We start from the raw sequence: 25,876 nt of genomic DNA on the forward strand, positions 1-25,876 counted from the left end.
GCAGAGGACGCGGATTGAGCTACCGCCTGTTTGCGACACGCCGCAAGTGCGGCGCGACGGCTCGTGCGGGGGGTGTTCTTTTCAAGCGAAGGCCCAGATGTCCTCGGCCTGGAAGCCGACCTGGTACCCGGCGGTCTTCAGCTTGACCACGACCTGGCCGATCTCGGCCGCCGGCAGCGCGCCGACCTCGATCTTGATCATGCCGGGGCGGTAGCGCTCGAGGTCGAGCTGCTCGAACACCATCCAGTCGGCGCCCTCGCAGTCGACCAGGAAAGCGTCGATATGGACGATGCCGTTGCGGTCGAGCAGCGTCTGCAGGGTCTCCGACGGCACCTCGATGTCTTTCAGATGGGGCGCGAACTTGTTGAAATTGGCGTCGGCCTCGCCCCAGGCATTCTTGCCCGACATCAGATTGGTGTCGGTGACGGACGAGCAGCCGATGAACTCGATCGGCAGCGTGCCGGCTTCGAGCGCGGCGGCGTCAAACGTATGGACGGTGATCGTGCCCTTGGCCCTGGTCACCGCCACCGGTTCGATGATGAAGCGGTCGGTATCAGGATAGTTGGCGCGCAGCCGCTTCTGATTGTAGGGGATCGGCTCGACCAGCATGGCGCGAGCGCCGCGGATGCTGTGCAGCCACGGCGTCACGTCGTCGAACAGCGCGCCATCGCAGGCGCCGACATTGACCATCTGGAACGGCCGGCCATTGCCGCCGAAGCGCGCCTTGAGCGCCGCCTTGGCAAGGAACTTCGTACCGCGCAACGCCGGCCCGCGATCGAGCAGGCCTGCCGGAAGGYCGAGCGACAACAGGATGCGCGCGAAGCTGGACACCGAGCTCATGACTTATCTCCGGAATTGGCCTGCAGCGCAGCGCGAGGCCCGCCCCGGCTCGCCGCTGCCCACAGCGCCATCAACGGCGCTGCGATCAGCAGGAAGGGCGGCAGAAGGTTGGGGAAATAGATGCGGGTGTCGTGGATCGGGAAGACGGCGAACTTCGCCAGCACGCCGAGCACGAGCGCCGCCAGCAGGATGCCGGCACGGCGGTCGAGTCGGAAGCCGGTGCGCTCGAGCCCGAACCAGCCGGCCAGTGCCAGGACCGAGACGCCGACCCAACTGTTGACGCTGATGGCGCGCACCACCGACGCCGCAAAGGCCTTGAGATAGGCGGCCGCCGAAAATGGCGGGTCGAACCCGTCCATGTTGTAATGCTGCTCGATGCTGGAGAACCACAGATGCGGCCACCAGCCGGGATGCTGGGCCCAGTGCGAAATGGCGAAATAGGCGATGAAAGAGGCTGCGAAACCGGCCAGCGCGCCCCATGCCCTCTCGCGGAAAGCGATAAGCAGCACCGCGAAGATGGCGAGGAAGACGATGTTGTCGGGTCTCGCCATGAAAGCCAGGAAAAGCAGGACCGCCGTCGCCRCCTCGCGCTTGCGCACGTAGGCAAAGAGCCCGCCAAGGAACAGCGCCGAACACAAAAGGTCGGGCGTCGAGGCGCGCGCCGCATCGCCGAAATCGGCCATGATCAGGATTGCGCCGGCGACCGGCGCCAGCGCCAGCGCGCCCTCCGAGCGCAGCCAGGCCAGCGTGATGATGCCAAACAGAAGCACGGAAAACACCTGCACCAGCCRCATCGCCTCGACCGGCGAGACGACATGGCTCAGGCTCGACAGGATTTCCGCATAAAGGAACTTGATCCTGTACATGCCGAGCAGCGAATGGAAGTCGGCGGCATTCTCCGCCATGTGGCTGCGAAAACCGCCGCCGTCGTCGGTCAACGTCTTGTAGTCGCCCGCCGACACGCCACCCTTGACCGTGCTGTAGGCATAGTCATGCAGCGCTTGTGGATCGGGATAGGCGCCCTCCTCGGCAATCGCCAGATAGGGCAGCATGTCCCAGTTGGCGTCGGGCATGAACCAGGCGGTCGCGGCGGTCAGCAGGATATAGAGCGAGAAGGCGATCGCCCCGATCGACGCCGCCCATTTCGCGTAAGCTCCCTCGCCCCACGCCAGGCCGGCGCCGGTCAACCGTTCCAGCGGTTTGGTCGGAGCGGACGGCCTCGTCAGCATGCTCGGCGGCCTCTATTTCCCGACCTGGCTTTTCACGAAATCCTTCACGATCGCCACGATGCCGCGCGACAACAGGTTGTCGAAGGCGTCGACGAAGCCGTCGACATGCTCGGGCTGGCAGATCAGCGGCGGCTCGAGCCGGATAACATTGCGGTTGTATTCGGTGAAGGCGACGAGCACGTCGTAGTCGCGCAACAAGAGCGAGCCGACGAAGCCGGACAGCGAGCCTTTCAACTTGTCGTCGAGCACGCTCACCACCGGTCTGAGCACCATAGGCAGGGTCTGCGARAAATCGTGGAACTCGAGCCCGATCATAAAACCCTTGCCGCGCACATCCTTGATGATCTTCGGATATTTTTCCTTCAGCGCCTGCAGCCGCTGCAGAAGGTACGCGCCGGTCGAGGCGGCATTGTCGATCAGCCCCTCGTCATAGAGCACGTTGATGCCCTCGATCGCGGTGGCGCAGGCCTCGCCCATGCCGCCGAAGGTCGCCATGGCATGGATCATCGCCGTCTTCGGCGTGCCATAGGCCTTCATGTAGACGTCGCGCCTGGCGATCATGGCGCCGACCGCCGCCTTGCCGGCGCCGAGCGATTTCGCCAGCGCCGTCACATCCGGCACCACGCCGTAATGCTCGAAGGCATAGAAGCGGCCCGAGCGGCCATAACCGCACTGAACCTCGTCGGCGACCCACAGCACGCCGTGCCGGTCGCAAAGCGCGCGCAGCTTCTGCCAGTATTCGCTCGGCGCCTGGATGATGCCGCCGCCGCCCTGGATGGTTTCCAGCACGATGACGCCGATCTCGGGATCGCTCTTGAACAGCCGCTCGACGGCGTCGATGTCGGCGAAGGGAACGCGCACGACATTGTCGGCGACTTTGAAGTCGGCGCGGTAGAGCTGTCCGTCGGTGATCGCCAGCACGCCCTTGGTCTTGCCGTGGAAGGAATTCTCGGCATAGACGATTTTCGGCCGCTTCGGCCCTGCGGCGCGCTCGGCGAGCTTCACCGCCGCTTCCATCGCTTCCGAGCCGGAGGAGCCCAAAAACACCATATCGAGGTCGCCGGGCGAGCACTTGGCGATGTTATGCGCGAGCGCCRCTGCGTATTGCGACATGAAGGCGATTGCGATCTCCTGGCGCTTTTCCTCCTGGAATGTCTTGCGCGCTTCCAGGATGCGCGGATGGTTGTGGCCGAAGGCGAGCGAACCGAAGCCGCCGAAGAAGTCGAGGATCTTGCGGCCGTTCTGGTCGATATAGAACATGCCCTCAGCGCGCTCGATCTTGACCTTGTGGAAGCCGAGCAGCTTCATGAAATGCAGCTGTCCCGGATTGAGATGCGCCTTGAACAGGTCGGTGATGCGGGCGACGTTCATCGCCTTGGCCTGCTCGACGCTGATCAGCTCGGGCTTGGCGATGGAAGCGGGCGAAAGCGCCGGCGCTTCGACCAGCGTGCGCGCGCCTGTCTGTTCCGGCTTGGCCATGACGGTCATCTGAAAAATCTCCCCTTCGTCGCCCTATTCGGCAGGCACGTGTTCGGTGGCGACGGCGTGGCCGTCCTTCTTGGCGCGGTATTCGCTGTAGGCCGCGATCAGCATGTCCTCGTCGCGATATTGCGGCGCCCAGCCGAGCTGGCGCTCGGCCTTGGACACGTCGAGCACGCATTCCTCGTCGGCGATCAGATACTGCTCCGGATCCATGATCGGCATGTTCAACAGATCGAGCAGATCGAGCGTGCGCTTGACCGCCCAGCCGGGCGTCGGCAGCAGGATCGACTTCGAGCCGGCATGGCGGATGAGGTCGCCGAGCAGTTTCTTGACCGGCGGCGGGTTGAGGGAGCCCAGATTATAGGCCTCGTTCGGCACGCCGGCTTTCCAGGCCGCGCGGGCGGCCTCCGCGCAGTCGAACACCGAGATGAACTGATAGGGATTCCTGCCCGAGCCGATCATCGGCACGGGAAGATTCCAGTCGATCAGCTTGAACAGCTTTTCCAATATGCCGAGGCGTCCGGGACCGATGATCAAACGCGGCCGAAACAGCGAGATCGACATGCCGCGCTTGCGCCATTCGGCGGCGAGTTCCTCCGTCTTCAGCTTCGACAGCCCGTACTCGCCGAGCGGCGCGACCGGATGGTCCTCGGTCATCGGCAGCACCACAGTGTGGCCGTAGATCATGTCGGTCGTGTAATGGACCAGCTTCGCGGCGCCGGCCTTGTCCATCGCCTGCATGATGTTCTCGGTGCCGTGGAAATTCACCGGAAAGAAGAAATCATGCCGCTTGGCGCGCACCTGGATCGGCGACAGCATCTTGGCCGACAGATTGTAGACCATGTCGTCGGCCTTGAGCCCGACAGCCGCGACCGAGACCGGATCGGTGACGTCGCAGGTGACGAAGCGCATGGAGCGGTAATGCGGCAGGTCGCTCTTGACGATGTCGGCAACGACGACGGTCTCGCCATCGGCGGCGAGCTTGGGAGCAAGATGACGGCCGACGAAGCCGTCGCCGCCGAAAATCACATGTCTCATCGAACGATCTCGCTTGTGCCGATCTTGTCGGGATTGACGGATGCGGTCTGGTCCTCATGCCCGCGACTGCCCATTTCCCTGCCGCTTTGCGCGATCAGGATCGTGCCGACGCAGATGCAGGCGATGCCGGCGATACGCCAGCCATTGAGGTCCTCGCGGAAGACGAAATAGGCAAAGATCGCCACGGCGACATAGGCGAGGCTGAGGAACGGATAGGCGAAGCTGAGCTCGACCTTGGACAGCACGTAGAGATGCGACGCCATCGAGATGACGAAGGTGCAGAGGCCCAGGAACACCCAAGGGCTGAACACGATCTGCAACAGCTTGACGAGCGGATTGACGCCTTCGAAGGAAATCGGCCCCATCGACATCATGCCTTGCTTCAGCATCAGCTGCGCCGCGGCATTGGTCATGACCGTGAAGAGAATGAAGATTATGTATTTCATTGTTGCCACCCCGCCCCTTGGGCGGTCCTATTACAAACCTGCAAATATTTCGTGAAGCCGGACCGGTATTTTGGGTAAACCACGGCGTAACACTTAATTTACCATGGTTTGTTCGATTTTTATCTATTCCGCGGCTTCGGCTCTCCCTTCTCCGACCTCCAGTCTCTTTGCGGTACGCGCCCAGAAACTCGATATGAAAGCCGGGTCGCGAAGCGCCTCCAGCCGCTGCCATTGCGGGAACGACGCGGCAAATGTCTCAGGCCCCATCCGGGCGTCCTTGTAGGGATTGACCGCGCCGCCCGCCTCGACCGTGATGCGGTCGAGCTCGGCGAGCAGCCGCAACGTCCTGTCACCCCGGTTGGGAAAATCGAGCGTCAGCGTGTAGCCGGGCCGCGGGAATGACAGCAGCGCCGGCGAGCGGACACCGCCGAAGCGTTTGAGCACCGTCAGGAACGATCCCTGCCCTGCTCGTCGCGCCGCATCGAGCAGCGCGGGCACGATGCGGCGGGCCTTCTCCTCCGGCACCACGCTTTGGTGCTGGAAAAGCCCGCGCGGCCCATAGAGCCGGTTCCAGTCGCGGACGCCGTCGAGCGGAAAGAAGAAGCCTTGGTAGCTAGCCTGGCGCGGAACCGCGGACTTGCCCTTCTTCCAGCGGTAGGCCGCATTGAAGACGGTGAGAAAGGGCCGGTTCAGCACATTGAATGGCGGCTGCACCGGCACGGAAAGCCGGCTGCCGGCGTGGTCCGCCGCGTGCGAGCCGTGCTCGGCATGATTGCCGGTGAACAGGAGCCCACGCCCGCGTCCGTGGCCGCCGGCAAGCTGATCGATCCAGGCGACGGCATATTCGTTGGCCTGGTCGGCAGCCTCGGCAAGATCGAAGAATTCGCCGAGATCGCGAAACCGCGTCGTCTTTTCCGTTATGTCGAGCGAGGGCACGCGCATCAGCTTGATTGATGCCGACAGGATGAGCCCGGTCAGCCCCATGCCGCCGATCGTTGCCGCGAACAGCCGGACATTGTCGGTTTGCGAGCAGCGATAGGTTTGGCCGTCGGATCGAAGCAGCGTCAAGGCCTCGACGTGGCAGCCGAACGTGCCGCGCCGGTGGTGGTTCTTGCCGTGGACGTCGTTGGCGATCGCGCCACCCAGCGTGACGAACTGCGTGCCTGGAACCACGGCCGGAAAGAAGCCGTAGGGCGCGGCGTGGGCGATGATGTCGCAAAGCAGCGTACCGGCATCCGCCTCGAGCACGCCGGTCTCGGCGTTGAAGGAACGGATGCGGTCGAGCGGCCGCATGTCGACCACCATGCCCGCATCGTTCTGGCAGCTGTCGCCATAGGAGCGGCCATTGCCGTAACCGAGCAGCGATCCGGCTTTCGCCTCGCCGCGCTTCAGCAAGGCGATCGCCTCGTCCGCCGGGATCGCCTTGCGCGCGGGCGACGTCGCCAGTCCGAAGCTGCCGAAGCGTTCCTGGCCCATCACCAGCCCCCGGCGACGAGGAAGACCGCGCCGATGGCGACGACGATCTGGCTGCGCCAGTCGCGGATGATGAAGACGACCGGATCGTCATGCATCTCGTCGCGCCGGGCCAGTATCCAGACGCGCATCGTGAGGTAGAGCACGATCGGCGCCAGCGGCCATATCAGCCAGGGATGCGGATAGAGCTCGCGCACCGCCGGGCTGTCCATGTAGAGCGCCAGGACCAGCGCCGAGGAGAAAGCCGACGCCATGCCGGCCTGCGCGACGATTTCCTGGTCCTCGGTGCGATAACCGCGGCCGGCGATGYGCTCGCCGGGTGGGATGGCCGTGGTGCGCAGTTCGACGAAGCGCTTCACCAGCGCCAGCGACAGGAAGAAGAAGATCGAGAAGGCAAGCAGCCAGAAGGAGACGTCCACGCCGGTGGCGGCAGCGCCAGCCAGAACGCGGATCGTGTAGAGGCCCGCAAGCGTCAGCACATCGACCAGAAGCATGCGCTTGAACGACAGCGAATAGGCTGTGGTGACCGCCATGTAGCCCAAAAGCACGCCGAGGAATTCGATMGGAAGGAAGAGGCTGGCGACGACGCCGATCGTGAGCAGCACCGCAATCGCGCCGAGTCCGAACGGGATCGACAAAGCACCGCTGGCGAAAGGCCGGTTGCGCTTGGTCGGATGCTTGCGGTCGAGCGCCAGGTCGAAGAAATCGTTGAGGATATAGATAGCGGATGCCACGGCGCTGAAGGAGAGGAATGCCAGCAGGCACTCCCAGATCATGTTCGGATTGAAATATTCGTGCGACAGCATCATCGGCACGGCGATCAGCGCGTTCTTCAGCCACTGATGCATGCGCAGCATCTTGATGTAGGTCCTGAGCGTCGGCTTCGGCGCGGGCATGRCCTCGGCCTGATGCGCCGCCTGCCAGCGCCGGGCRCTGYGGTCGGGCGCCACGACCAGCGCGTTGCGCGCGGCGTCGAACACTTTGAGGTCGTGACGGCTGTTGCCGGCATAGTCGAAGCCTGCATCGCCATAGGCGGCGACAAGGGCCGCGCATTTCGTGGCCGACGTCATGTTGTGCGGGCCGTCGGTCGCCAGCACATGATCGAAAATACCGAGATGCGCTGCGATCGCCTCGGCGAACTTACGCGGCGTTCCTGTCGCCAGCACGATCTTGCGGCCCTCCCGATGCTCGGCGCGCAACCGGTCGAGCAGGTCCTGGCGGTAAGGCAGCGAGGCCGGGTCAATATCGATGCGCCGGGCTATCTCCTGCTTCAGCCGGGCCGGTCCGCCGATCAGCCAGAGCGGCAGAAGAAAGACATGGAGCGGGTTCTTCTTGAGCAGGATGAACAGGCCTTCCCACAAAAGGTCCGTTGCAATCAGCGTGCCRTCGAGATCGACCGCAAGCGGAATTGCGTTCCTGTCCGATCTCGCGTCCATTGCCCCGCCCCGATCGAGCGCGGGATTCCGAAACTCCGATCTCGGAAAGGATCACGCGCCAATTCAACCCATGCCGTGTGCCGGCGTCCTCGGGGCAGATATAGCCGGGGATGACGCAGCGAACGTTAAAACGTCCGGTTGCAGCGCGTGGTCATACCGGTTTTCGGGCGTCATCGTTAAGTGTCGGCTACCGGAAACGATAAAAGGCCRGACATCGGTCCGGCCTTTGCCAATCTTGCGGCGCCAACTCGTGGCGAGAGTTACTTGATGCGAGCCGACCCGCCCGAAATTTCGACCGTTTCCGAGCCGGTCAGGGCTTCAAGGTCACCATTGGGCAGGGTGACGAAGCAGCCGTTCGAGCAGAACTCCACCGTCTCGCCGGCGGCGAGCGTCAGCTCGCTCTTGGCGCCGCCTTCGGTCACGACCAAGGTCCGCGTCTGGGCGTCCCTGTTGATCGCGCTGGCGGCGAAAGCCGAACCGCCCAGGGCCAGCAAAGCGATGGCGGCAACGACAGACTTCCACATTGCAATTCCGGTGTTTGCACACCGCCTCTGTTCAAATTTGCAAGGCATTCTCGCCCTTTGCATCGAAGCTTATATGAGATGTTACCTGAACCGCAACTGAATGCCGCATTCATGCCACAATCGGTTTCGGAGGGCCGCAGCGCCGCCATTGCAGGCTGGCCTCACCCGAATACCGATGCACCTCAGCCGGGGTCCGGCTTGCGGCCCTTCCGCTTCGTCTTGGCGAGCCGCTCCCGCTCGGCCGCGGCCTCGGCTTCCAGCCTCTCGCGCTCGGCGAATTCGGCCTCGATCTTGTCGTCGTCGATCGGCCAGGCCTCGTGCTTCTTGGTCTCGACCACGGCGCGCGGCGTCGATGGAATCTCGATCTGCTCCTCCTCGAAGATATCGAAGATGGCGAAGCGGATATCGTTCTGCACGACGCTGCCGTTCATGATGTCGGCCACGAACACCCGGATTTCGAATTCGAGCGCGGCAGGCCCGAAATTGGCGAAGAGGACGAACGGTTCGGGATTCTTCAGCACCATCGGATGGGCGCGCGCAATGTCCGTCAGGATGGCATGGACGCGTTTGACGTCGCTGCCATAGGCGACGCCGACCTTGATGTCGATGCGCCCGAGCTTGTTGCGATGCGTCCAGTTGCCGACCGCATTGTTGATCAGGTTCGAGTTGGGCAGGATCACCGCTTGCCGCTGGAAGGTCTCGATCTCGGTCGCGCGCACGCTGATCTTCCGCACCGTGCCGCTGACGTCGCCCGCGACGATCCAGTCGCCGACCTTGAACGGCCGCTCGGCAAGCAGGATCAGGCCCGAGACGAAATTCGACACGACGTTCTGCAGGCCGAAGCCGATACCCAGCGAAAGGGCGCCGGCAACCAGCGCCAGATTGGAAAGATCGATGCCCGCGGCCGAGATTCCGACCAGGCCGGCAACCGCCACGCCGGCATAGCCGACACCGAGCCGGATCGAGTTGCGCACGCCGGCATCGACCTTGCCGCGCGCCATCACCGAACCGTCCAGCCAGCCCTGGAACCAGCGCGTCAGGAAATAGCCGATGACGAAGACGACGATGCCGCTGAGGATGCCGAGGAAGGAGATGGTCACCGAACCGATCGTGACCCCAGTCGCCAGCTTGTAGGCCCAGGCCTCGATATCGCCGGGCTGGAAGCCCCACATCAACAGGATCAGCGGCAGGAACACCACCACGATCATCAGGTTGATGGCGATGCTGACGACCAGGCCGAGCTGGTCGAGGGCGGTATCCTCGTAGCTTGAATTTTCCGAAAGCCATCGCCCGACCGAAGTGTCGGCGAAGCCGCCCTCCTCGCCGATCGCGCGTGCCGACAGGAAGCCGATATAGGCCGTCACCAGCACGGTGCCGGTCACCACGACCTGGAACGAGACGAAAAGCGCCAGGCCGATATAGCCAAGCAGCGCCGCCGCAATGGTGAACAAGCCGAGGACGATGGCCACGAAGCGAAGCCATGCCGGCCAGGGGCGCCATGAGCCGTCTGCGGCCCTGAACGGCCGCAGCAGTCCCATCAGGATCAGGATGACGCCGACGATGATGGTGGCGACAAAACCCCTGCCGATCGTCAGCGACAGCGGCGAACCCATCTTCTCGTTGACCACCGACAGGAAGTAATTGAACCCCAGCACCAGCGCCATGGCGGTCGTCAGTCCGACCAGCCAGCGCGCCGGGCCGGTAGCGACCGGAATCAGGCGCCAATTGGGCAGGCGCGGTTCGAGCGCCGCGTTGGTCAGCCGGTTGACGCAGAACACCATGCCGATCACCGTCAGCAGGGCATTGAGGAACGTGCCGATATCGCCACGCAACACATTGTAATAGTTGAAGAAGAACACGGCGGAGGCGAAGAAGACGCCAAGCGCCAGGGTCGGCAGCAGCGTCGACCAGAAGGCCACCGACAGCCTGCTGAGATAGGAAGGGTCCTCGACGGTCGGATCGGCCTCGAATATGCGGCCGAACAGGCGCCTGCCGCCGATCAAAAGCACCGCCGCCAGCGCCAGCGCCATGAGCGTCGCCGCAAGGATCGCCTGGAACTTGAACCTGACGGCGAAGGTCAGCCAGGACGACACCGCATTGTAGAGGCCTGTGAACTGGTCATGCGCATCGGAAAAGGCCTGCGGGCTCAGCGCGTCGGTCAGATCATAGTGTTTGGTGATGACGCTGCGGAAAAGCTCGCTGCGCATCGCCGCGATCTTGTCGACCAGCCCGTTGACGCGGATCGACAGGTTTTGCGCGCTGGCGACGACCGCGTTGATCTGAGCCTTTTCCGAGGCGAGCGCGCTGCGCTCGTTGCTGACGATCACCGGCTCGGCAGGTTGGCCCTGCGCCGGCGGCGGGCCGAGCACCTCGACGCGATTGTTGATGTCGGTCAGGCGCTGCCGGAATGCCAGCGCGCTGTTCAGCGCCGCGCGCGAAATGTCCTCAAGCTGCAACCGGATGTCGACAAGCCCGGCATCGTCCTGGTCGGGGTCGCTGAGTTTCTTTTCCAGGCCATCGGTCTTGGTCGTCAGGTCCTGGATGGCCTTGGTCTGATCGGCGATGAGCTGCGAGGAACCATGGCCGATCGCCTGYGCCGACGCCTCGAGCGCCGGCTGCCCGAAGACAGCGACGATAACGACCAGAAGCAGGCGCAGCAGGCGAAAGAACATGATTGTGTTGGCGACTCGCGGCCGAAAAATCCTCGAAATTTCCGCCTTTGATAAAGACCRGCCTATCGGGCGGCAAGCCGTCCCGATCGCATCGGCGAGAGTCGGCCTGGCGAAAAGCGATGGCGTAATCTTGGCTTTGCGCTTCCCGCCTGCTCTATAGTCTGCCGCCTCGCATCAAAAGGACGATGGGAAGAATGGCGGAATATTCAGCCTTTTCGCTGCTCAAGAACGCGCTGACCGGCAACAAGGATTGGAAGCCCGCCTGGCGCAAGCCGGACCCCAAGGCTTCCTATGACGTGATCGTCATCGGCGGCGGCGGCCACGGTCTTTCGACCGCCTATTACCTTGCCAAGGAACACGGCATCACCAATGTCGCGGTGCTGGAAAAAGGCTGGCTCGGCTCCGGCAATGTCGGCCGCAACACCACAGCGGTGYGCTCCAACTATCTCTTGCCGCAGAACACCCGCTTTTACGAGCATTCGATGAAGCTGTGGGAGAACCTCTCGCACGACCTCAACTACAACGTCATGTTCTCGCAGCGCGGTTGTCTCAACCTCGCRCACACGCCTGCCCAGCTCGACGATTACGCCAGGCGCGGCAACGCCATGCGCCATCTCGGCGTCGACGCCGAACTGATGAATGTCGACCAGATCAAGCGGCTAGTGCCGGCGCTCGACGTCTCGGGGTCGGCGCGCTTCCCGGTCCTTGGCGGGCTGATGCAGCCGCGCGCCGGCACCGCCCGGCACGACGCGGTCGCCTGGGGCTACGCGCGCGGCGCAGACCGGCGCGGCGTCGACATCATCGAGAACTGCGAGGTGACCGGCTTCCTGCGCGACGGCGGGCRCATCACCGGTGTGACGACGACACGCGGCGAGATCCGCGCCAAGAAAGTCGCGCTCGCGGTTGCCGGCAGCACCGGGCACGTCATGCAGCTTGCCGGCATTTCGCACATGCCGATCGAAAGCCATGTGCTGCAGGCCTTCGTCTCGGAATCGTTGAAACCCATCGTCGACACCGTTCTCACCTTCGGCATGGGCCATTTCTACATTTCGCAATCCGACAAGGGCGGCCTCGTCTATGGCGGCGACCTCGACGGCTACAACAGCTACGCCCAGCGCGGCAGCCTGCCGATCGTCGACGAGGTGATGAGCGAGATGCTGGCGCTGTTCCCCGGCCTGGCCCGGGTGCGCATGCTGCGCTCATGGGGCGGGCTGTGCGACATGACGATGGACGGCTCGCCGATCATCACGACCGGTCCGCTGCCGGGCATGTATCTCAATTGCGGCTGGTGCTACGGCGGCTTCAAGGCGACGCCTGCCTCGGGCTGGTGCTTTGCCTACACCATCGCCAAGGACGAGCCGCACGAGTTCAACGCGCCCTTCACGCTCGACCGTTTCTATCGTGGCTTGATCATCGACGACAAAGGCCAGGGTGCGAACCCGCGGCTGCATTAGGGAACCATGATCCCAAAAGTGGGAACCGGTTTTTGGAAAAGATCATGGTTGAACAAGAAGATACAAGAAAATGCTGATCACCTGTCCCTATTGCGGGCTGCGCGACGTCATCGAATTCACCTATCAGGGCGACGGCAACCGCGAGCGGCCGCAGCCCGCCTCGCAGGATCTCGACGCCTGGAATGCTTATGTCTACGACCGGCTGAACCCGGCCGGCGACCACAACGAGATCTGGCAGCATTCCGGCGGCTGCCGCGCGCATCTGAGGGTCGTGCGCAACACCATCACGCATGAGATCCTGAGCACCGAATTCGCGCGTGGCGGCCACAAATCTGCCGACAACAGGGCGGAGGACCGCTCGTGAGCCCGCGCCGCACGGAAACCGGCGGCCGGATCGACCGGCTGCGCACCATCCGCTTCACCTTCGACGGCGCGCCCTACACCGGCCATGCCGGCGACACGCTGGCCTCGGCGCTGCTTGCCAATGGCGTGACGCTGTTCGGCCGCTCCTTCAAATATCACCGCCCGCGCGGCCTGCTTGCCGCGGGCGTCGAGGAGCCGAACGCGCTGGTGACGGTGCTGCGCGGCGAAGTGCGCGAGCCGAACATCCCGGCCACCATGGTCGAGATCTATGACGGGCTCGTCGCCGTCAGCCAGAACCGCACGCCATCGCTCGCCTGGGACATCGGCGCCCTCAACCAGCTCGGCGGCAAGATCCTGTCGGCCGGCTTCTATTACAAGACCTTCATGGGGCCGGTGATCGGTCCGCTGAAGGGCACGCGCTTCTGGATGTTCTGCGAGCATTTCATCCGCCGCRCCGCCGGCTTGGGCAAGGCCGGCACCGCCCCCGATCCGGCGCGCTACGAGCGTATGAACGCTTTCTGCGACGTGCTGGTCGTTGGCTCGGGTCCGGCCGGCCTGATGGCGGCCAAAGCCGCCGCCGACCAGGGCGCCCGCGTCATCCTAGCCGATCTCGAAGCCCACTTCGGCGGCTCCGCCAACTGGTCGGGCGAAACCATCGACGGCATGTCCGCCGCCGACTGGGCCCAGCGCACGGTTGCGCAGCTCGGAGGCAATGACAATGTGYGGCTTTTGCCGCGCACGACGGTGTGGGGCTATTACGACGGCAACACGCTTGCCGCGCTTGAACGGGTGACCGATCACAAGGAAGTGGCCGCCAAGGGCGAGCCGCGCCAGCGCTACTGGGCGATCCGCGCAGGYACGGTGGTTCTCGCCACCGGCTCCTTCGAACGACCGATGGTGTTCCCGGGCAACGACCGTCCCGGCGTCATGCTGGCGCATGCAGCCGAACGCTACGCCAATGAGTATGGCGCGCTGTCGGGACAGCGCATCGCGCTCTTCACCAACAATGACAGCGCCTACCGCTCGGCCGTCGCCTTGAAGAAGGCCGGCGCCGCCATCGTTGCCATCATCGATGTCCGCGGCGACGTCTCGAACGAGATGCGCCGGCTGGCGAGCGATGCCGAGGCCGAGCTGCTGGCCGGCCACGCCGTGGTTGCGACCGAAGGCGGCAAGGCTCTCACCGGCCTCAAGGTGCAGCGCTTCGACGCCATGAGCGGCGCGCTGAGCGGCGACGAACGCAGCATCCATGCCGACAGCCTTCTGATGTCGGGCGGCTGGTCGCCGACCATCCATCTCGCCAGCCAGGCCGGCGCGAAGGCCGAATGGAACCCGGCGAGACAAGCCTTCCTGCCGCCGAAGCCGACGCAGCGCTGGATCGGTGCCGGCGCTTTCACCGGCAGTTTTTCGACCGCCGAAGCCATCGCCGAGGGCCGAGCGGCCGGTCTTCAGGCGGCCGGCGGGGCAGAGTCATCCGCGCCCCTGCCCGTCGTTGAGGCTGCCCCCGGTAATCCCGATCCGGCGCCGGTCTTCGAGATCAAGGCCAAGGGCAAGAGTTTCGTCGACTTCCAGCACGATGTAACCGCCGAGGACGTGCGGCTGGCGCATCGCGAAGGCTTCGTCTCGGTCGAGCATCTGAAGCGCTACACCACGCTCGGCATGGCGACCGACCAGGGCAAGAACTCCAACGTCCCGGGCCTCGCCATCATGGCCGAGGCGCTCGGCAAGCCGATCCCCGAAGTCGGCACGACGCGCTTTCGCCCGCCTTATACGGCGGTGTCGATCGGCTCCTTGGCCGCCGAACGCTTCGGCGACCTCAAGCCCGAGCGGCTGACTCCGATGCACGACTGGCACCTCGCCAACGGCGCGCGGATGTATTCAGCCGGCCTCTGGTACCGGCCGATGATCTACGGCCTCGCCGGCGAGACGGTCGAGCAGGCCTATGTCCGCGAGGCCAGGGCGACTCGCGAAAGCGCCGRCATCGTCGACGTCTCGACGCTGGGCAAGATCGCAGTGCAGGGACCCGACGCGGCCGAGTTCCTCGATCGCGTCTACACCAACATGTTTTCCACCTTGGCCGTCGGCAAGGCCCGTTACGGCCTGATGCTGCGCGAGGACGGACTTGCCTTCGACGACGGCACCACCTGGCGGCTGGGCGAGCAGGAATTCCTGATGACGACCACCACCGCCAATGCCGGCAAGGTGATGCAGCATCTGGAATACTTCCTCGACGTCATCTGGCCGGAGCTGAAGGTCACAGTCACCTCCGTCACCGACGAATGGGCGGGCGCTGCGATCGGCGGCCCGAACGCGCGCGCCATCCTTGCTTCTTGCGTCACCGGCACCGCCGTCGACAACGCCGCCCTACCCTTCATGGGCATCGTCCAAGGCCGGATCGCGGGCGTCCCGGTGATGATCTGCCGCCTGTCCTTCTCCGGCGAGATGGCCTTCGAGGTCTATTCCGGCGCCGGCTACGGCACCCATGTCTGGGAAGCCCTGATCGAGGCCGGCAAGCCTTTCGGCCTTGTCACCTACGGGCTCGAGGCGCTGGGCACGATGCRCATCGAGAAGGGCCATGTCACCGGCGCCGAAATCGATGGCCGCACCACAGCGCGCGACCTCCATCTCGACTGGATGCTGTCGAAGAAGAAGCCTTTCATCGGCTCGGCCATGATGGACCGCGAAGGCCTGATCGCTCCCGACCGGCTCGAGCTGGTCGGGTTGGTCGCCCTCGACAACCGCCCGCTCAACGGCGGCGGCCACATCGTCGAGGAACTGGACGAGGCCAATCCGCACGGCTCGCTCGGTCACATCACCGCTTGCTGCTATTCGCCGGCGCTGGGCAAATATATTGCGCTTGCCCTGGTCAAGGGCGGCAAGGCGCGCCACGGGACCCGCGCCTTCGTCTCCGACCCGCTGCGAAACCGGTTCGGGCCGGTCGAGATCGTCTCCAACCATTTCTACGATCCGGACGGGAGCCGCATGCATGGCTGAGCAGCCTTTGCCAGAACGCCAATCGCCGCTTGAGCCCGAGTATCATCCGGGTTCGCACGGCAATTTCGAGCATGGCGTCGATGTCATCCTGTCCGAGACGCGGCCGGGCTCGATCCTGCAGCTCGCCGCCTGGCCGGGCGAAGAGAAAAGGCTGATCGAAATCATCCGCAAGGTCACCGGGCTCGCTTTGCCCGACGGCGCCGGCGGCGGCGTGAGCAGTGGCGGCCGTGCCGCCTTCGGCTTCGCGCCGGGGAAATTCACGGTGGTGGACGAGGCCGAGGGCCTGGCTCAGGCTTTTGCCGGATCGATCACGCCGGCCATCGGCACGCTGACCGATCTCTCGCACGGCCGCACCGCGATCCGTATCGCCGGCCCGAAGGCCGAATGGGTGATGGCGAAGTTCTTCGCCATCGACTTCGCCTTGCCCGCCTTCCCGCTCGGCGCCGGCCGCTCGACCAACCACCACGACATCTTCGCCCAGATCCAGCGCAGCGGCGCCGACCAGTTCGACATCTACGTCTTCCGCTCCTTCGCGCGCTCGTTCTGGAAGGCCTTGTGCCACGCCTCGGAGGAAGTCGGCTACGAGGTGCAATAGGCTCGACCTTGGTCCAGCCTGCAATCTGGCACTATCGACGGATACAACTGCTGCTTGAGCGTTGGGCCAGCAGGCGCGATAGGTAAGGAATCACGGGCGTTTGCCAGGGCAAACGCCCGCTCAGGCAACCAATTCGACCATACCCTTCCATGACTGTTGAGACTTCGGCGACGGCCACGACCCGCTTTGCTCCGGCGGAGGGTCCGTCGATGCTGTTGCCGGCAACCGTCGCTTGCGGCGTGTTTATGACCAGCCTCGACCAGAACGTCGTGGTCACCGCGCTGCCCGGCATCGGCGAGAGCCTCGACCGCCCGCCAAGCCAGCTTGGCCTTTTGATCACCGTCTATGTCGCCAGCCTCATCGTCACCATGCCGCTCGGCGGCTGGCTGGCCGACCGCTTCGGTCTGCGCAACGTCTATTGCTTCGCCCTCCTCGTCTTCGCCAGCGCCTCGGCATTGTGCGGCCTTTCGGAAAACATCTGGATCCTGGTCGGCTCGCGCGCCCTGCAAGGGTGCGGCGGCGCGCTGATGGGGACGCTTGGCCAGGTCGTGATCCTGTCGAGCTTCCCGCGCGACCGCACGCTGAAGATCAACATGTATATCTCGCTCGCCGGCCAGTCAGGGCCGCTGGTCGGACCGCTCGTCGGCGGCGCGCTGACCACCTACGTCTCCTGGCGCTGGATCTTTTATATCAACATCCCAATTGCGCTGACCGCGGCGCTTCTGGCTGCCTCGTTGTTTCCGACCACGACCAAGCCGGTGCGCACGCCGTTCGATTTTCCGGGCTTCCTGCTCGTCGGCAGCGGCATGGGCCTGCTGGTCTTCGGCATGGATTCGCTTGCCGCCAAGGATGCCGCGAGCAGCCTCATCGGCATCGAGCTCGGCCTGGCGATCGTCATCCTGACGGTTGCCGCCTTCTATTGCCTGCGCGCGCGCAACCCGCTGCTCGATCTCAACCTGCTGCGCATCCGCACCTTCCGCATCTCCTTCCTCACCGGCGGCGGCCTCGACACGATCGGCCTGAGCTCGGTGGTTTTCCTGCTGCCGCTGATGTTCCAGCTCGGCTTCGGCATGAGCGCGGTGCAGGCCGGATCGCTGACTTTCGTCGCCGCGATCGGGTCGCTGCTGATGCGCTTCTTCATGCCGCGCCTTTTGAACCGTTTCGGCTTCAAGCGCGTGCTGGTCACCAACACGCCGGTCGTCGCCTTGCTGGTCGCCGGCTTTGCCCTGATGCAGGAAAGCCTGCCGGCCTGGATCGTTTTGGCCTACATCTTCACCTTCGGCGTCTTCAGGTCCGTGCAATGGGCCTCGACCGGCAATCTTTCCTATTCGGACATCGCGCCGGAGCAGCTCGCCCGCTTCAGCGCGCTCTACTACATCCTGTGGCAGCTTGCGGTGGCGATCAGCGTCGGCCTCGCGTCGGCGCTCCTGTCGTTGCTTGCCGGCGGCGGCAAGGCCAGCGTCAACGACTATCGCATGCTGTTCGTCATCGAAGGCCTGATCACGCTTTGCGCGCTGTCGGCGTATCTTAGGCTGACGCCGCAGGACGGCGCCCATGTCAGCGGCCATGGCACGCATATGAGCACCGACTGACGCCTCTGCCGAAACTATTCCGCGAACGTTACCCAGTCCTCGAGCGGCGCGCGGTCGGTGCGGAAATCGTTCTCCGGCTTGGATGTATCCTCATAGCCGAGCGCCATGCCGCAGACGACGATCTCCTCGTCGGGAATGTCGAGCACCGGCCGGATCTGCCGGTGATAGGGCGCGAAGGCCGCCTGCGGGCAGGTATGCAGTCCCCTGCCGCGCGCCGCGACCATGATGTTCTGCAGGAACATGCCGTAGTCGATCCACGAGCCCTGGTTCAGTCTCCGGTCGATCGTGAAGATCATGCCGACCGGCGCATCGAAGAAGATGAAGTTGCGGTCGTGCTGTGCCCGCATCTTGTCGACCTCGCGCCGGCCGATGCCCAGCGCGCCGTAAAGCCCAAAGCCGTTGGCGCGGCGACGCGTGAGATACGGTTCGAAGAACTGGTYGGGATAGTAGCGGTACTCGTCCCACTCCGCCTTTTCGGCGCGGATGCCGGAGTTGAGGATGGCGTCGCTGATGCGCTGCTTGACCTCGCCCTTGGTCACATAGACGCGCCAGGGCTGCATGTTGGTACCGGACGGCGCACGCGCCGCGACCGCCAGGATCGCGCGGATCGTCTCGTCATCGACCATGTCGGGCAGGAAAGCGCGCACCGACCGGCGCGAGGTGATCGCCTCGTCGACGATCACCGCTTCCGATGCGATCCGGATGTTCTTCTCAAGCATGGGCCGTCCCTTTGCGCATGGCTGGAAACCGCAAATACGGTTTTCCCTGACGACCATCCGCAGACTCTAAGCTAAAACTGGTCCCCGACCGGACGCCCCACTCGCCGCTCGTGCGCGAGCCTTTGCATCAACGGCCGAAAACGCGCAAGCAAATCTTGTGGCCTATGAAAATCCCCTTGATTTTTTCATGAATTTACCGCTTCATGAAATTTATCCGGATTTTTTCACGAGCAACCTTTGACCTCGACCGCAACCAAATCGGAGCAGGACAATGGCGACCGGCTGCTGGCCGGCGACATCCGTGCGCTCCGCAAGGCGCGCGGCCTCACGCTCGCTGAAATTGCGCTCAAGTTAGGCCGTTCGGTCGGTTGGGTCAGCCAGGTCGAGCGTGGTCTTTCCATCCCCTCGCTTAGCGACCTCAGGGCATTCGCCAGCCTCTTTGATGTCCCGATCAGCCTGTTCTTCAGCCATGATGTGCCTGTCGAAGAGGAGCGCGGCGTGGTCGTGCGCGCCGGCAGCCGCCGTTCGCTTGGCACAAGTGAATCCGGCCTGGTGGAGGAGCTTCTGTCGCCCGACCTCGGCGGTAGCTTCGAGATGCTGCGCTCGGTCTTCGCGCCGGGCGCGGAGTTGAAGACCGAAGCGCGCCGTCCGACGGAAGAAGCGGGGTATGTCGCGTCGGGCACGTTCGAGATCGAGATCGACGGCGTCTGGCATCGTCTCGGCGAAGGCGACTCGTTCCGCTTCGAGGGCAAGCCCTTCCGCTGGCGCAATCCTGGCGTCGAGCCGGCCGTCGTCATCTGGGTGGTTTCACCGCCGGTATATTGAGTAACTTTGGAGGAGAACATGGCCGGTTTGCCGACCACGGCGCGCGTGGTGATCATCGGAGGCGGTGTCGTCGGCTGCTCATCGCTCTATCACCTATGCAAGGCGGGCTGGACCGACTGCGTGCTTCTGGAAAAGAACGAGCTGACCTCCGGCTCGACCTGGCATGCCGCCGGCAACGTGCCGACCTTCTCCTCGTCCTGGTCGCTGATGAACATGCAGCGCTACTCGACCGAGCTCTACCGGGGTCTGGCCGAAGCGGTCGACTATCCGATGAACTACCATGTCACCGGCTCGCTCCGGCTCGCCCATACGAAGGAGCGCATGCAGGAGTTCCAGCGCGCCAAGGGCATGGGCCGCTACCAGGGCATGGACATCGACGTCGTCGGCCTCGACGAGATCAAGCGACGCTACCCCTTCATCGAGACGCATGAGCTGAAAGGCGCGCTCTACGATCCGAGCGACGGCGACATCGACCCGGCGCAGCTAACCCAGGCGCTGGCCAAGGGCGCGCGTGACATGGGTGCCAAGATCATCCGCTTCTGCCCGGTCACCAGCGTTCGTCGCGAGAACGGCGAATGGGTGGTCGAAACGCCGCAAGGCGAAATTCGCTGCGAGATCGTCATCAACGCCGCCGGCTACCGTGCCGCCGAGGTTGGAAAGATGTTCGGCCGCGACGTGCCGATGATGGTGATGAGCCATCAGTACATCTTGTTCGAGGAAATCCCCGAGCTCGCCGCCTGGACGAAGGAGCAGGGTCACAAATTGCCGCTGCTGCGCGACGTCGACACGTCCTATTACCTGCGCCAGGAAAAGAGCGGCATGAATCTCGGCCCCTATGAGCGCAATTGCCGCGCGCATTGGGCGACCCACAACGATCCGATGCCGGAGGATTTTTCCTTCCAGCTTTTCCCGGACGATCTCGACCGTCTTGAGCATTACCTCGCCGACGCCGTCGCCCGCGTGCCGATCCTCGRCACCGCCGGCCTCTCCAAGGTGATCAACGGGCCGATCCCCTACGCGCCGGACGGCAACCCGCTGATCGGGCCGATGCCCGGCGTGCCGAACGCCTTCGAGGCCTGCGTCTTCACCTTCGGCATCGCGCAAGGTGGCGGCGCCGGCAAGGTGCTGGCCGAATGGGTAACTGAGGGCCAGACCGAATGGGACATGTGGTCCTGCGATCCGCGTCGTTTCACCAGTTTCGCCTYGGCGCCCGATTATTGTGTCGCCAAGGGCATGGAGATCTACGGCAACGAATACGCCATCCAGTTCCCGCGCCATGCCTRGCCGGAGGGGCGCAACCGCAAGCTGTCGCCGTTGCATGAGCGCATCAAGGCGCTGGGCGGCCAGTTCGATGCCTATAATGGCTGGGAGCGCGCCACATGGTATGCGAAGCCCGGCGACGATACCTCCGAGGAAGCGACGCTCACTTTCCGCCGCGACGGGCCTTGGCAACGCGCGGTGCGCGAGGAATGCCTTGCCGTGCGCGACGCCGCCGGCATCCTCGACCTGCCCGGCTTCTCGCGCTTCAACCTCGAAGGCCCGGGCGCGGCCGACTGGCTGTCGCTGCAGGTCACCGGCCTCGTGCCGAAGCCGGGCCGCATCGGTCTCGTCTATTTCTCGGACGACAAGGGCCGCATCGTCACCGAAATGTCGGTGGTTCGCCATGGCGAGGACCAGATGACGCTGATCACCGCGGCGGTGGCGCAATGGCACGATTTCGAATGGCTGAAGTCGCGCATGCCGGCCCATGCTGCCTTCACGCTGGCCGACYGGACGGACGAATATTCGACCCAGATCCTCGCCGGTCCGAACTCGCGCAAAATCCTGGCCGAGGTCTGCGAGGCCGATTTGACCCTGCCGTGGCTGACGCATCAGGAAACGACCATCGCCGGGCGCTGGGCGAAGCTGGTGCGCGTGTCCTTCGCCGGCGAGCTCGGCTGGGAAATCCACACCAAGGTCGCCGACACGCTGGCGGTCTTCGACGCCGTCTGGGCAGCCGGCCAGAAGCACGGCCTGAAGCCCTTCGGCATGTATGCGCTGGATTCGCTGCGCCTCGAAAAGGGCTACCGCGCCTGGAAGGGCGACCTTTCGACCGACTATTCGATCCTGCAGGGCGGGCTGGAGCGCTTCGTCAAATGGGACAAGCCGGACTTCCGCGGCAAGGCGGCTTTGCTCAATGAGAAGCAGCAGGGCGTGAAGAAGCGCTTCGTCACGCTGGTCGTCGAAAATCCCGGCGACTGCGACGCGCCCTATATGTCGACGCTTTGGCATGACGGCAGGATCGTCGGCGAGACCACGTCGGGCGGTTGGGGCCACCGTGTCGGCAAATCGATCGCGCTCGGCATGCTGCGCGCCGATCTCACGGAGCCGGGCACGGCGATCGAGGTGGAGATTTTTGGCGATCGCTTCAAAGCCGTCGTCCAGAAGGACGAGCCGCTGTGGGATCCGAAGAATGAGAGGTTAAGAGCCTGATGCCAAAACCCTCCAAGCGCATTACCGCCATCGTGCCTTCCGGCAAGGATGGCTGGGAAGTCCACTTCGCCGCCTGGAACCGCAAGCAGGCCGGCGAGGACATCATCGTGCTCTCGGTCGGCGACCACGATTTCGATACGCCGTCGGAAACGATCGAGGCCTGCGTGRCCGCCGTGCGCGAGAGCAACCATCACTACACGCCGCTCCCCGGCCTGCCGCGCTTGCGCAAGGCGATGGCGGCGGCCTCCACCGCCTGCAGCGGCATCCTGACGGAGCCCGACGAGGTCATCGCCACRGCCGGCGGCCAGGGGGCGCTCTATGCCGCCGTGCAGGGCGTGCTCGACCCGGGCGACCATGCCATCGTCGTGGCGCCCTACTATGCCACCTACCCCAACACCTTCAGCGCCGCGGGCGCCAGTTTCACCGTGGTCGAGACGCCGGCCGAAGATGGATTTCAACCTCGCGCGGACATGATCCGGGCGGCGTTGAAACCCAACACGCGCGCCATCCTGATCAACACGCCGAACAATCCGACGGGCGCCGTCTATTCGCGCGAACGGCTCGAAGAGCTGRCCGGAATCTGCAAGGAACATGATCTCTGGCTGCTGTCGGACGAGGTCTATTGGACGCTCGGCGGCGACGAGCACATCTCGCCGCGCTCGCTTCCCGGCATGGCCGAGCGCACCCTGGTCATCAACTCCATGTCGAAAAGCCACGGCATGACCGGCTGGCGCATGGGCTGGCTGACCGGACCGAAGGCGATGATCGCGCTGATGATCGACCTCAATCTGGTCACCACCTACGGCCTGCCGGCCTTCATCTCGATCGCCTGCGCCGAGGCTCTGGAAAACCACTATGGCGTGAAGGACATTGCCGAGYGCTACGCCGCGCGACGTAAGATCTTCCTCGATGCYATACGCGGTGCCAACGAAGTCACCGTGCGCGGCTCCGAAGGCGGCATGTATGTCATGCTCGACATCTCCGCCGTCGAGCCCGACGACGAGAAATTCGCCTGGGCGCTGCTCGACAAGGAAAAGGTCGGCGTCATGCCCGGTTCGAGCTTCGGCGAGGCAGCCGCCGGGCACATCCGCATCAGCCTCTGCCAGCCCGAACCCATCCTCAAGGAAGCAGCGCTTCGCGTGCGCCGCTTCGCTTCCAACTATCGCCGCGAGGCCGCATGACCAAGACCATTCCCAGCAAGGCCCGCGCCGTCATCATCGGCGGCGGCGTCTCCGGCTGCTCGGTCGCCTATCATCTGGCCAAGCTCGGCTGGACCGACATCGTGCTCTTGGAACGCAAGCAGCTCACCTCAGGCACCACCTGGCATGCCGCCGGCCTGATCGGCCAGTTGCGCGGCTCGCAGAACATGACCCGGCTGGCGAAATATTCGGCCGACCTCTACGTCAAGCTCGAAGCCGAAACCGATGTCGGCACCGGGATGCGCCAGGTCGGCTCGATCACCGTCGCGCTGACCGAGGAGCGCAAGCACGAGATCTATCGGCAGGCTTCGTTGGCTCGCGCCTTCGATGTCGATGTGCGCGAGATTTCGCCGCGCGAGGTCAAGGAGATGTACCCGCATCTCAACGTCTCGGATGTGGTCGGCGCGGTGCATCTGCCGCTCGATGGCCAATGCGATCCCGCCAACATCGCCATGGCGCTGGCCAAGGGCGCGCGCCAGCGCGGTGCGACGATCATCGAGAACGTCAAGGTCACCAAGGTCCACACGAAGAACGGTCGCGTCTCCGGCGTCTCCTGGGCGCAGGGCGAGGAGCAAGGCACGATCGAGACCGACATCGTCGTCAACTGCGCCGGCATGTGGGCGCGCGAGCTTGGCCGGCAGAACGGCGTCACCATCCCGCTGCATGCCTGCGAGCATTTCTATCTCCTCACCGAGCCGATCCCCGGCCTGTCGCGCCTGCCGGTGCTGCGCGTGCCGGACGAGTGCGCCTACTACAAGGAGGATGCGGGCAAGATGATGCTCGGCGCCTTCGAGCCAGTGGCGAAGCCGTGGGGCATGGACGGCATCCGCGAGGATTTCTGCTTCGACCAGTTGCCCGAGGACATGGACCATTTCGAGCCGATCCTCGAAATGGGCGTCAACCGCATGCCGATGCTGGGCACTGCCGGCATCCATACCTTCTTCAACGRCCCCGAGAGTTTTACCCCGGRCGACCGCTACTATCTCGGTGAAGCGCCGGAGCTTTCCGGCTACTGGATGGCGACCGGCTACAATTCGATCGGCATCGTTTCTTCTGGCGGGGCCGGCATGGCGCTGGCGCAATGGATCAATGACGGCGAGGCGCCGTTCGATCTCTGGGAGGTCGATATCCGCCGCGCCCAGCCGTTCCAGAAGAACCGCCGCTACCTCAAGGAGCGCGTCTCGGAGACGCTCGGCCTGCTTTATGCCGACCATTTCCCTTACCGCCAGATGGCGACCTCGCGCGGCGTGCGCCGATCGCCTCTGCACGAGCATTTGAAGGCGCGCGGCGCCGTCTTCGGCGAAGTGGCGGGCTGGGAGCGCGCCAACTGGTTCGCCCGCGAGGGCCAGGAGCGCGAATACCGCTATTCCTGGAAGCGGCAGAACTGGTTCGACAACCAGCGCGAGGAACATCTTGCGGTGCGCAACGGCGTCGGCCTGTTCGACATGACCTCCTTCGGCAAGATCCGCGTCGAGGGCCGGGATGCCTGTGCCTTCCTGCAACGGCTCTGCGCCAAYGACATGGACGTTGCGCCGGGCAAAATCGTCTACACGCAGATGCTCAACCAGCGCGGCGGCATCGAGAGCGACCTCACCGTGACGCGGCTGTCCGCAACCGCCTATTTCCTGGTCGTGCCGGGCGCCACGCTGCAGCGCGACCTTGCCTGGCTGCGCAAGCATGTCGCCGACGAGTTCGTCGTCGTCACCGACGTCACCGCCGCCGAAGCCGTCATCTGCCTGATGGGCCCCGACTCGCGAAAACTGATCCAGAAGGTCAGCCCGAACGACTTTTCCAACGAAGCCAATCCGTTCGGCACGTTCCAGGAGATCGAGATCGGCATGGGGCTGGCCCGCGCCCACCGCGTCACCTATGTCGGCGAGCTCGGCTGGGAGCTCTATGTCTCGACCGAGCAGGYGGCCCATGTTTTCGAGGCGATCACGGAAGCCGGCGCCGATGTCGGCCTGAAGCTTTGCGGCCTGCACACGCTCGATTCCTGCCGTATCGAAAAGGCCTTCCGCCATTTCGGCCACGACATCACCGACGAGGACAATGTCTTGGAGGCCGGCCTGGGTTTCGCGGTGAAAACGAGCAAAGCCGGGTTCATCGGCCGCGACGYGGTGCTCAGGAAGAAGGAAGCCGGCTTGTCGCGCCGGCTGGTGCAGTTCCGCCTGAAGGATCCTGAGCCCCTGCTCTTCCACAACGAAGCCATCCTGCGCGACGGCCGGATTGTCGGCCCGATCACCTCCGGCAATTACGGCCACCACCTCGGCGGCGCGATCGGYCTGGGTTACGTGCCCTGTGAGGGCCAGAGCGAGGCGGATGTGCTTGGCTCGTCCTACGAGGTCGAGATCGCMGGCGAGCGGTTCGCCGCGGAAGCCTCGCTGAAGCCGATGTATGATCCGAAGGCGGAGCGGGTGAAGATGTAGCGCCGGCCTCTCCTTCTCCCCTTGTGGGAGAAGGTGTCGCCGAAGGCGACGGATGAGGGGTGCTCCAGGGAAAGCCAGCGTCTCACTCCGCTGGAACACC

General features: G+C 64.4%; 19 protein-coding genes. 9 read left to right on the forward strand and 10 right to left on the reverse strand.

The genetic code is table 11. From position 1 onward, the window contains the following. Positions 1 to 81: 81 nt before the first annotated feature. The 9 genes from LCM4576_RS19905 to LCM4576_RS19945 all read right to left on the reverse strand — a co-directional run bounded on the left by LCM4576_RS19905 (position 82) and on the right by LCM4576_RS19945 (position 11,140). On the reverse strand, positions 82 to 840 hold the full coding sequence (locus tag LCM4576_RS19905) for an FkbM family methyltransferase (RefSeq protein WP_071034060.1): 759 nt from the start codon (positions 838 to 840) through the stop codon (positions 82 to 84). Further along, positions 837 to 2,069 (reverse strand): hypothetical protein, encoded by a 1,233-nt coding sequence (locus LCM4576_RS19910; RefSeq protein WP_071034062.1) that lies wholly within the window; start codon positions 2,067 to 2,069, stop codon positions 837 to 839. Before LCM4576_RS19910 ends, LCM4576_RS19905 begins: the two co-directional genes overlap by 4 nt. 12 nt (positions 2,070 to 2,081) lie before the next feature. Beyond that, on the reverse strand, positions 2,082 to 3,557 hold the full coding sequence (locus LCM4576_RS19915; protein WP_071034064.1) for an aspartate aminotransferase family protein: 1,476 nt from the start codon (positions 3,555 to 3,557) through the stop codon (positions 2,082 to 2,084). 24 nt (positions 3,558 to 3,581) lie between these two features. Beyond that, a complete protein-coding gene (locus tag LCM4576_RS19920) occupies positions 3,582 to 4,589 on the reverse strand; it encodes an NAD(P)-dependent oxidoreductase (RefSeq protein WP_071034066.1) in 1,008 nt (335 codons plus the stop codon). Continuing rightward, a complete protein-coding gene (locus LCM4576_RS19925; protein WP_041011856.1) occupies positions 4,586 to 5,035 on the reverse strand; it encodes an EamA family transporter in 450 nt (149 codons plus the stop codon). Before LCM4576_RS19925 ends, LCM4576_RS19920 begins: the two co-directional genes overlap by 4 nt. A gap of 123 nt (positions 5,036 to 5,158) precedes the next feature. Further along, the gene (locus tag LCM4576_RS19930; RefSeq protein ID WP_071034068.1) at positions 5,159 to 6,511 is read right to left on the reverse strand and encodes an FAD-binding oxidoreductase; all 1,353 of its coding nucleotides are present in this window, start codon (positions 6,509 to 6,511) and stop codon (positions 5,159 to 5,161) included. Beyond that, entirely contained in the window at positions 6,511 to 7,944 is a 1,434-nt protein-coding gene (locus LCM4576_RS19935; RefSeq protein ID WP_071034070.1) for a UbiA family prenyltransferase, read from the reverse strand. Before LCM4576_RS19935 ends, LCM4576_RS19930 begins: the two co-directional genes overlap by 1 nt. 260 nt (positions 7,945 to 8,204) lie before the next feature. Beyond that, positions 8,205 to 8,468, reverse strand: a complete 264-nt coding sequence (locus LCM4576_RS19940) for a hypothetical protein (RefSeq protein WP_071034071.1) — start codon at positions 8,466 to 8,468, stop codon at positions 8,205 to 8,207. A 182-nt stretch (positions 8,469 to 8,650) separates the two neighbouring features. Beyond that, positions 8,651 to 11,140, reverse strand: a complete 2,490-nt coding sequence (locus tag LCM4576_RS19945; RefSeq protein ID WP_071034072.1) for a mechanosensitive ion channel family protein — start codon at positions 11,138 to 11,140, stop codon at positions 8,651 to 8,653. 194 nt (positions 11,141 to 11,334) lie between these two features. Here LCM4576_RS19945 and LCM4576_RS19950 point away from each other — a divergent pair, with 194 nt between their 5' ends. The 5 genes from LCM4576_RS19950 (at position 11,335) to LCM4576_RS19970 (ending at position 18,135) form a co-directional block, all read left to right on the forward strand. Further along, entirely contained in the window at positions 11,335 to 12,594 is a 1,260-nt protein-coding gene (locus tag LCM4576_RS19950; protein ID WP_071034073.1) for a sarcosine oxidase subunit beta family protein, read from the forward strand. A 70-nt stretch (positions 12,595 to 12,664) separates the two neighbouring features. Continuing rightward, positions 12,665 to 12,958 (forward strand): sarcosine oxidase subunit delta, encoded by a 294-nt coding sequence (locus tag LCM4576_RS19955; protein ID WP_071034075.1) that lies wholly within the window; start codon positions 12,665 to 12,667, stop codon positions 12,956 to 12,958. Then, positions 12,955 to 15,948, forward strand: a complete 2,994-nt coding sequence (locus LCM4576_RS19960; RefSeq protein ID WP_071034076.1) for a sarcosine oxidase subunit alpha — start codon at positions 12,955 to 12,957, stop codon at positions 15,946 to 15,948. The genes LCM4576_RS19955 and LCM4576_RS19960 overlap by 4 nt, the downstream gene beginning before the upstream one ends. Positions 15,949 to 15,955: 7 nt before the next feature. Next, positions 15,956 to 16,543: a sarcosine oxidase subunit gamma family protein gene (gene soxG / locus LCM4576_RS19965; protein WP_040982465.1), complete on the forward strand. Its 588-nt coding sequence runs from the start codon at positions 15,956 to 15,958 to the stop codon at positions 16,541 to 16,543. A 209-nt stretch (positions 16,544 to 16,752) separates the two neighbouring features. Continuing rightward, the gene (locus LCM4576_RS19970) at positions 16,753 to 18,135 is read left to right on the forward strand and encodes an MFS transporter (protein ID WP_244508451.1); all 1,383 of its coding nucleotides are present in this window, start codon (positions 16,753 to 16,755) and stop codon (positions 18,133 to 18,135) included. 14 nt (positions 18,136 to 18,149) lie between these two features. Here LCM4576_RS19970 and LCM4576_RS19975 read toward each other — a convergent pair whose 3' ends face one another. Then, entirely contained in the window at positions 18,150 to 18,854 is a 705-nt protein-coding gene (locus LCM4576_RS19975) for a nitroreductase (protein WP_071034080.1), read from the reverse strand. 237 nt (positions 18,855 to 19,091) lie between these two features. Here LCM4576_RS19975 and LCM4576_RS19980 point away from each other — a divergent pair, with 237 nt between their 5' ends. The 4 genes from LCM4576_RS19980 to LCM4576_RS19995 are packed head-to-tail and all read left to right on the forward strand — an operon-like array spanning position 19,092 to position 25,776. After that, positions 19,092 to 19,679: a helix-turn-helix domain-containing protein gene (locus tag LCM4576_RS19980; protein WP_116397969.1), complete on the forward strand. Its 588-nt coding sequence runs from the start codon at positions 19,092 to 19,094 to the stop codon at positions 19,677 to 19,679. 18 nt (positions 19,680 to 19,697) lie between these two features. Continuing rightward, positions 19,698 to 22,151, forward strand: coding sequence for an FAD-dependent oxidoreductase (locus LCM4576_RS19985; RefSeq protein WP_071034108.1), 2,454 nt, complete (start codon positions 19,698 to 19,700; stop codon positions 22,149 to 22,151). Then, positions 22,151 to 23,332, forward strand: a complete 1,182-nt coding sequence (locus tag LCM4576_RS19990) for a pyridoxal phosphate-dependent aminotransferase (RefSeq protein WP_071034082.1) — start codon at positions 22,151 to 22,153, stop codon at positions 23,330 to 23,332. The genes LCM4576_RS19985 and LCM4576_RS19990 overlap by 1 nt, the downstream gene beginning before the upstream one ends. After that, positions 23,329 to 25,776 (forward strand): FAD-dependent oxidoreductase, encoded by a 2,448-nt coding sequence (locus tag LCM4576_RS19995; RefSeq protein WP_071034083.1) that lies wholly within the window; start codon positions 23,329 to 23,331, stop codon positions 25,774 to 25,776. Before LCM4576_RS19990 ends, LCM4576_RS19995 begins: the two co-directional genes overlap by 4 nt. The last annotated feature ends 100 nt before the right edge of the window (positions 25,777 to 25,876 follow it).

It is taken from the genome of Mesorhizobium sp. LCM 4576 (assembly GCF_001854815.1).
In the GTDB taxonomy this organism is placed as follows: domain Bacteria; phylum Pseudomonadota; class Alphaproteobacteria; order Rhizobiales; family Rhizobiaceae; genus Mesorhizobium; species Mesorhizobium plurifarium.

Excerpts from the sequence above, each read along its gene's own strand:
- LCM4576_RS19970 (WP_244508451.1), top strand. The coding sequence starts at position 16,753 with ATGCTGTTGCCGGCAACCGTCGCTTGCGGCGTGTTTATGACCAGCCTC.
- LCM4576_RS19940 (WP_071034071.1), bottom strand. The coding sequence starts at position 8,468 with ATGTGGAAGTCTGTCGTTGCCGCCATCGCTTTGCTGGCCCTGGGCGGT.
- LCM4576_RS19925 (WP_041011856.1), bottom strand. The coding sequence starts at position 5,035 with ATGAAATACATAATCTTCATTCTCTTCACGGTCATGACCAATGCCGCG.
- LCM4576_RS19930 (WP_071034068.1), bottom strand. The coding sequence starts at position 6,511 with ATGGGCCAGGAACGCTTCGGCAGCTTCGGACTGGCGACGTCGCCCGCG.
- LCM4576_RS19955 (WP_071034075.1), top strand. The coding sequence starts at position 12,665 with ATGCTGATCACCTGTCCCTATTGCGGGCTGCGCGACGTCATCGAATTC.
- LCM4576_RS19920 (WP_071034066.1), bottom strand. The coding sequence starts at position 4,589 with ATGAGACATGTGATTTTCGGCGGCGACGGCTTCGTCGGCCGTCATCTT.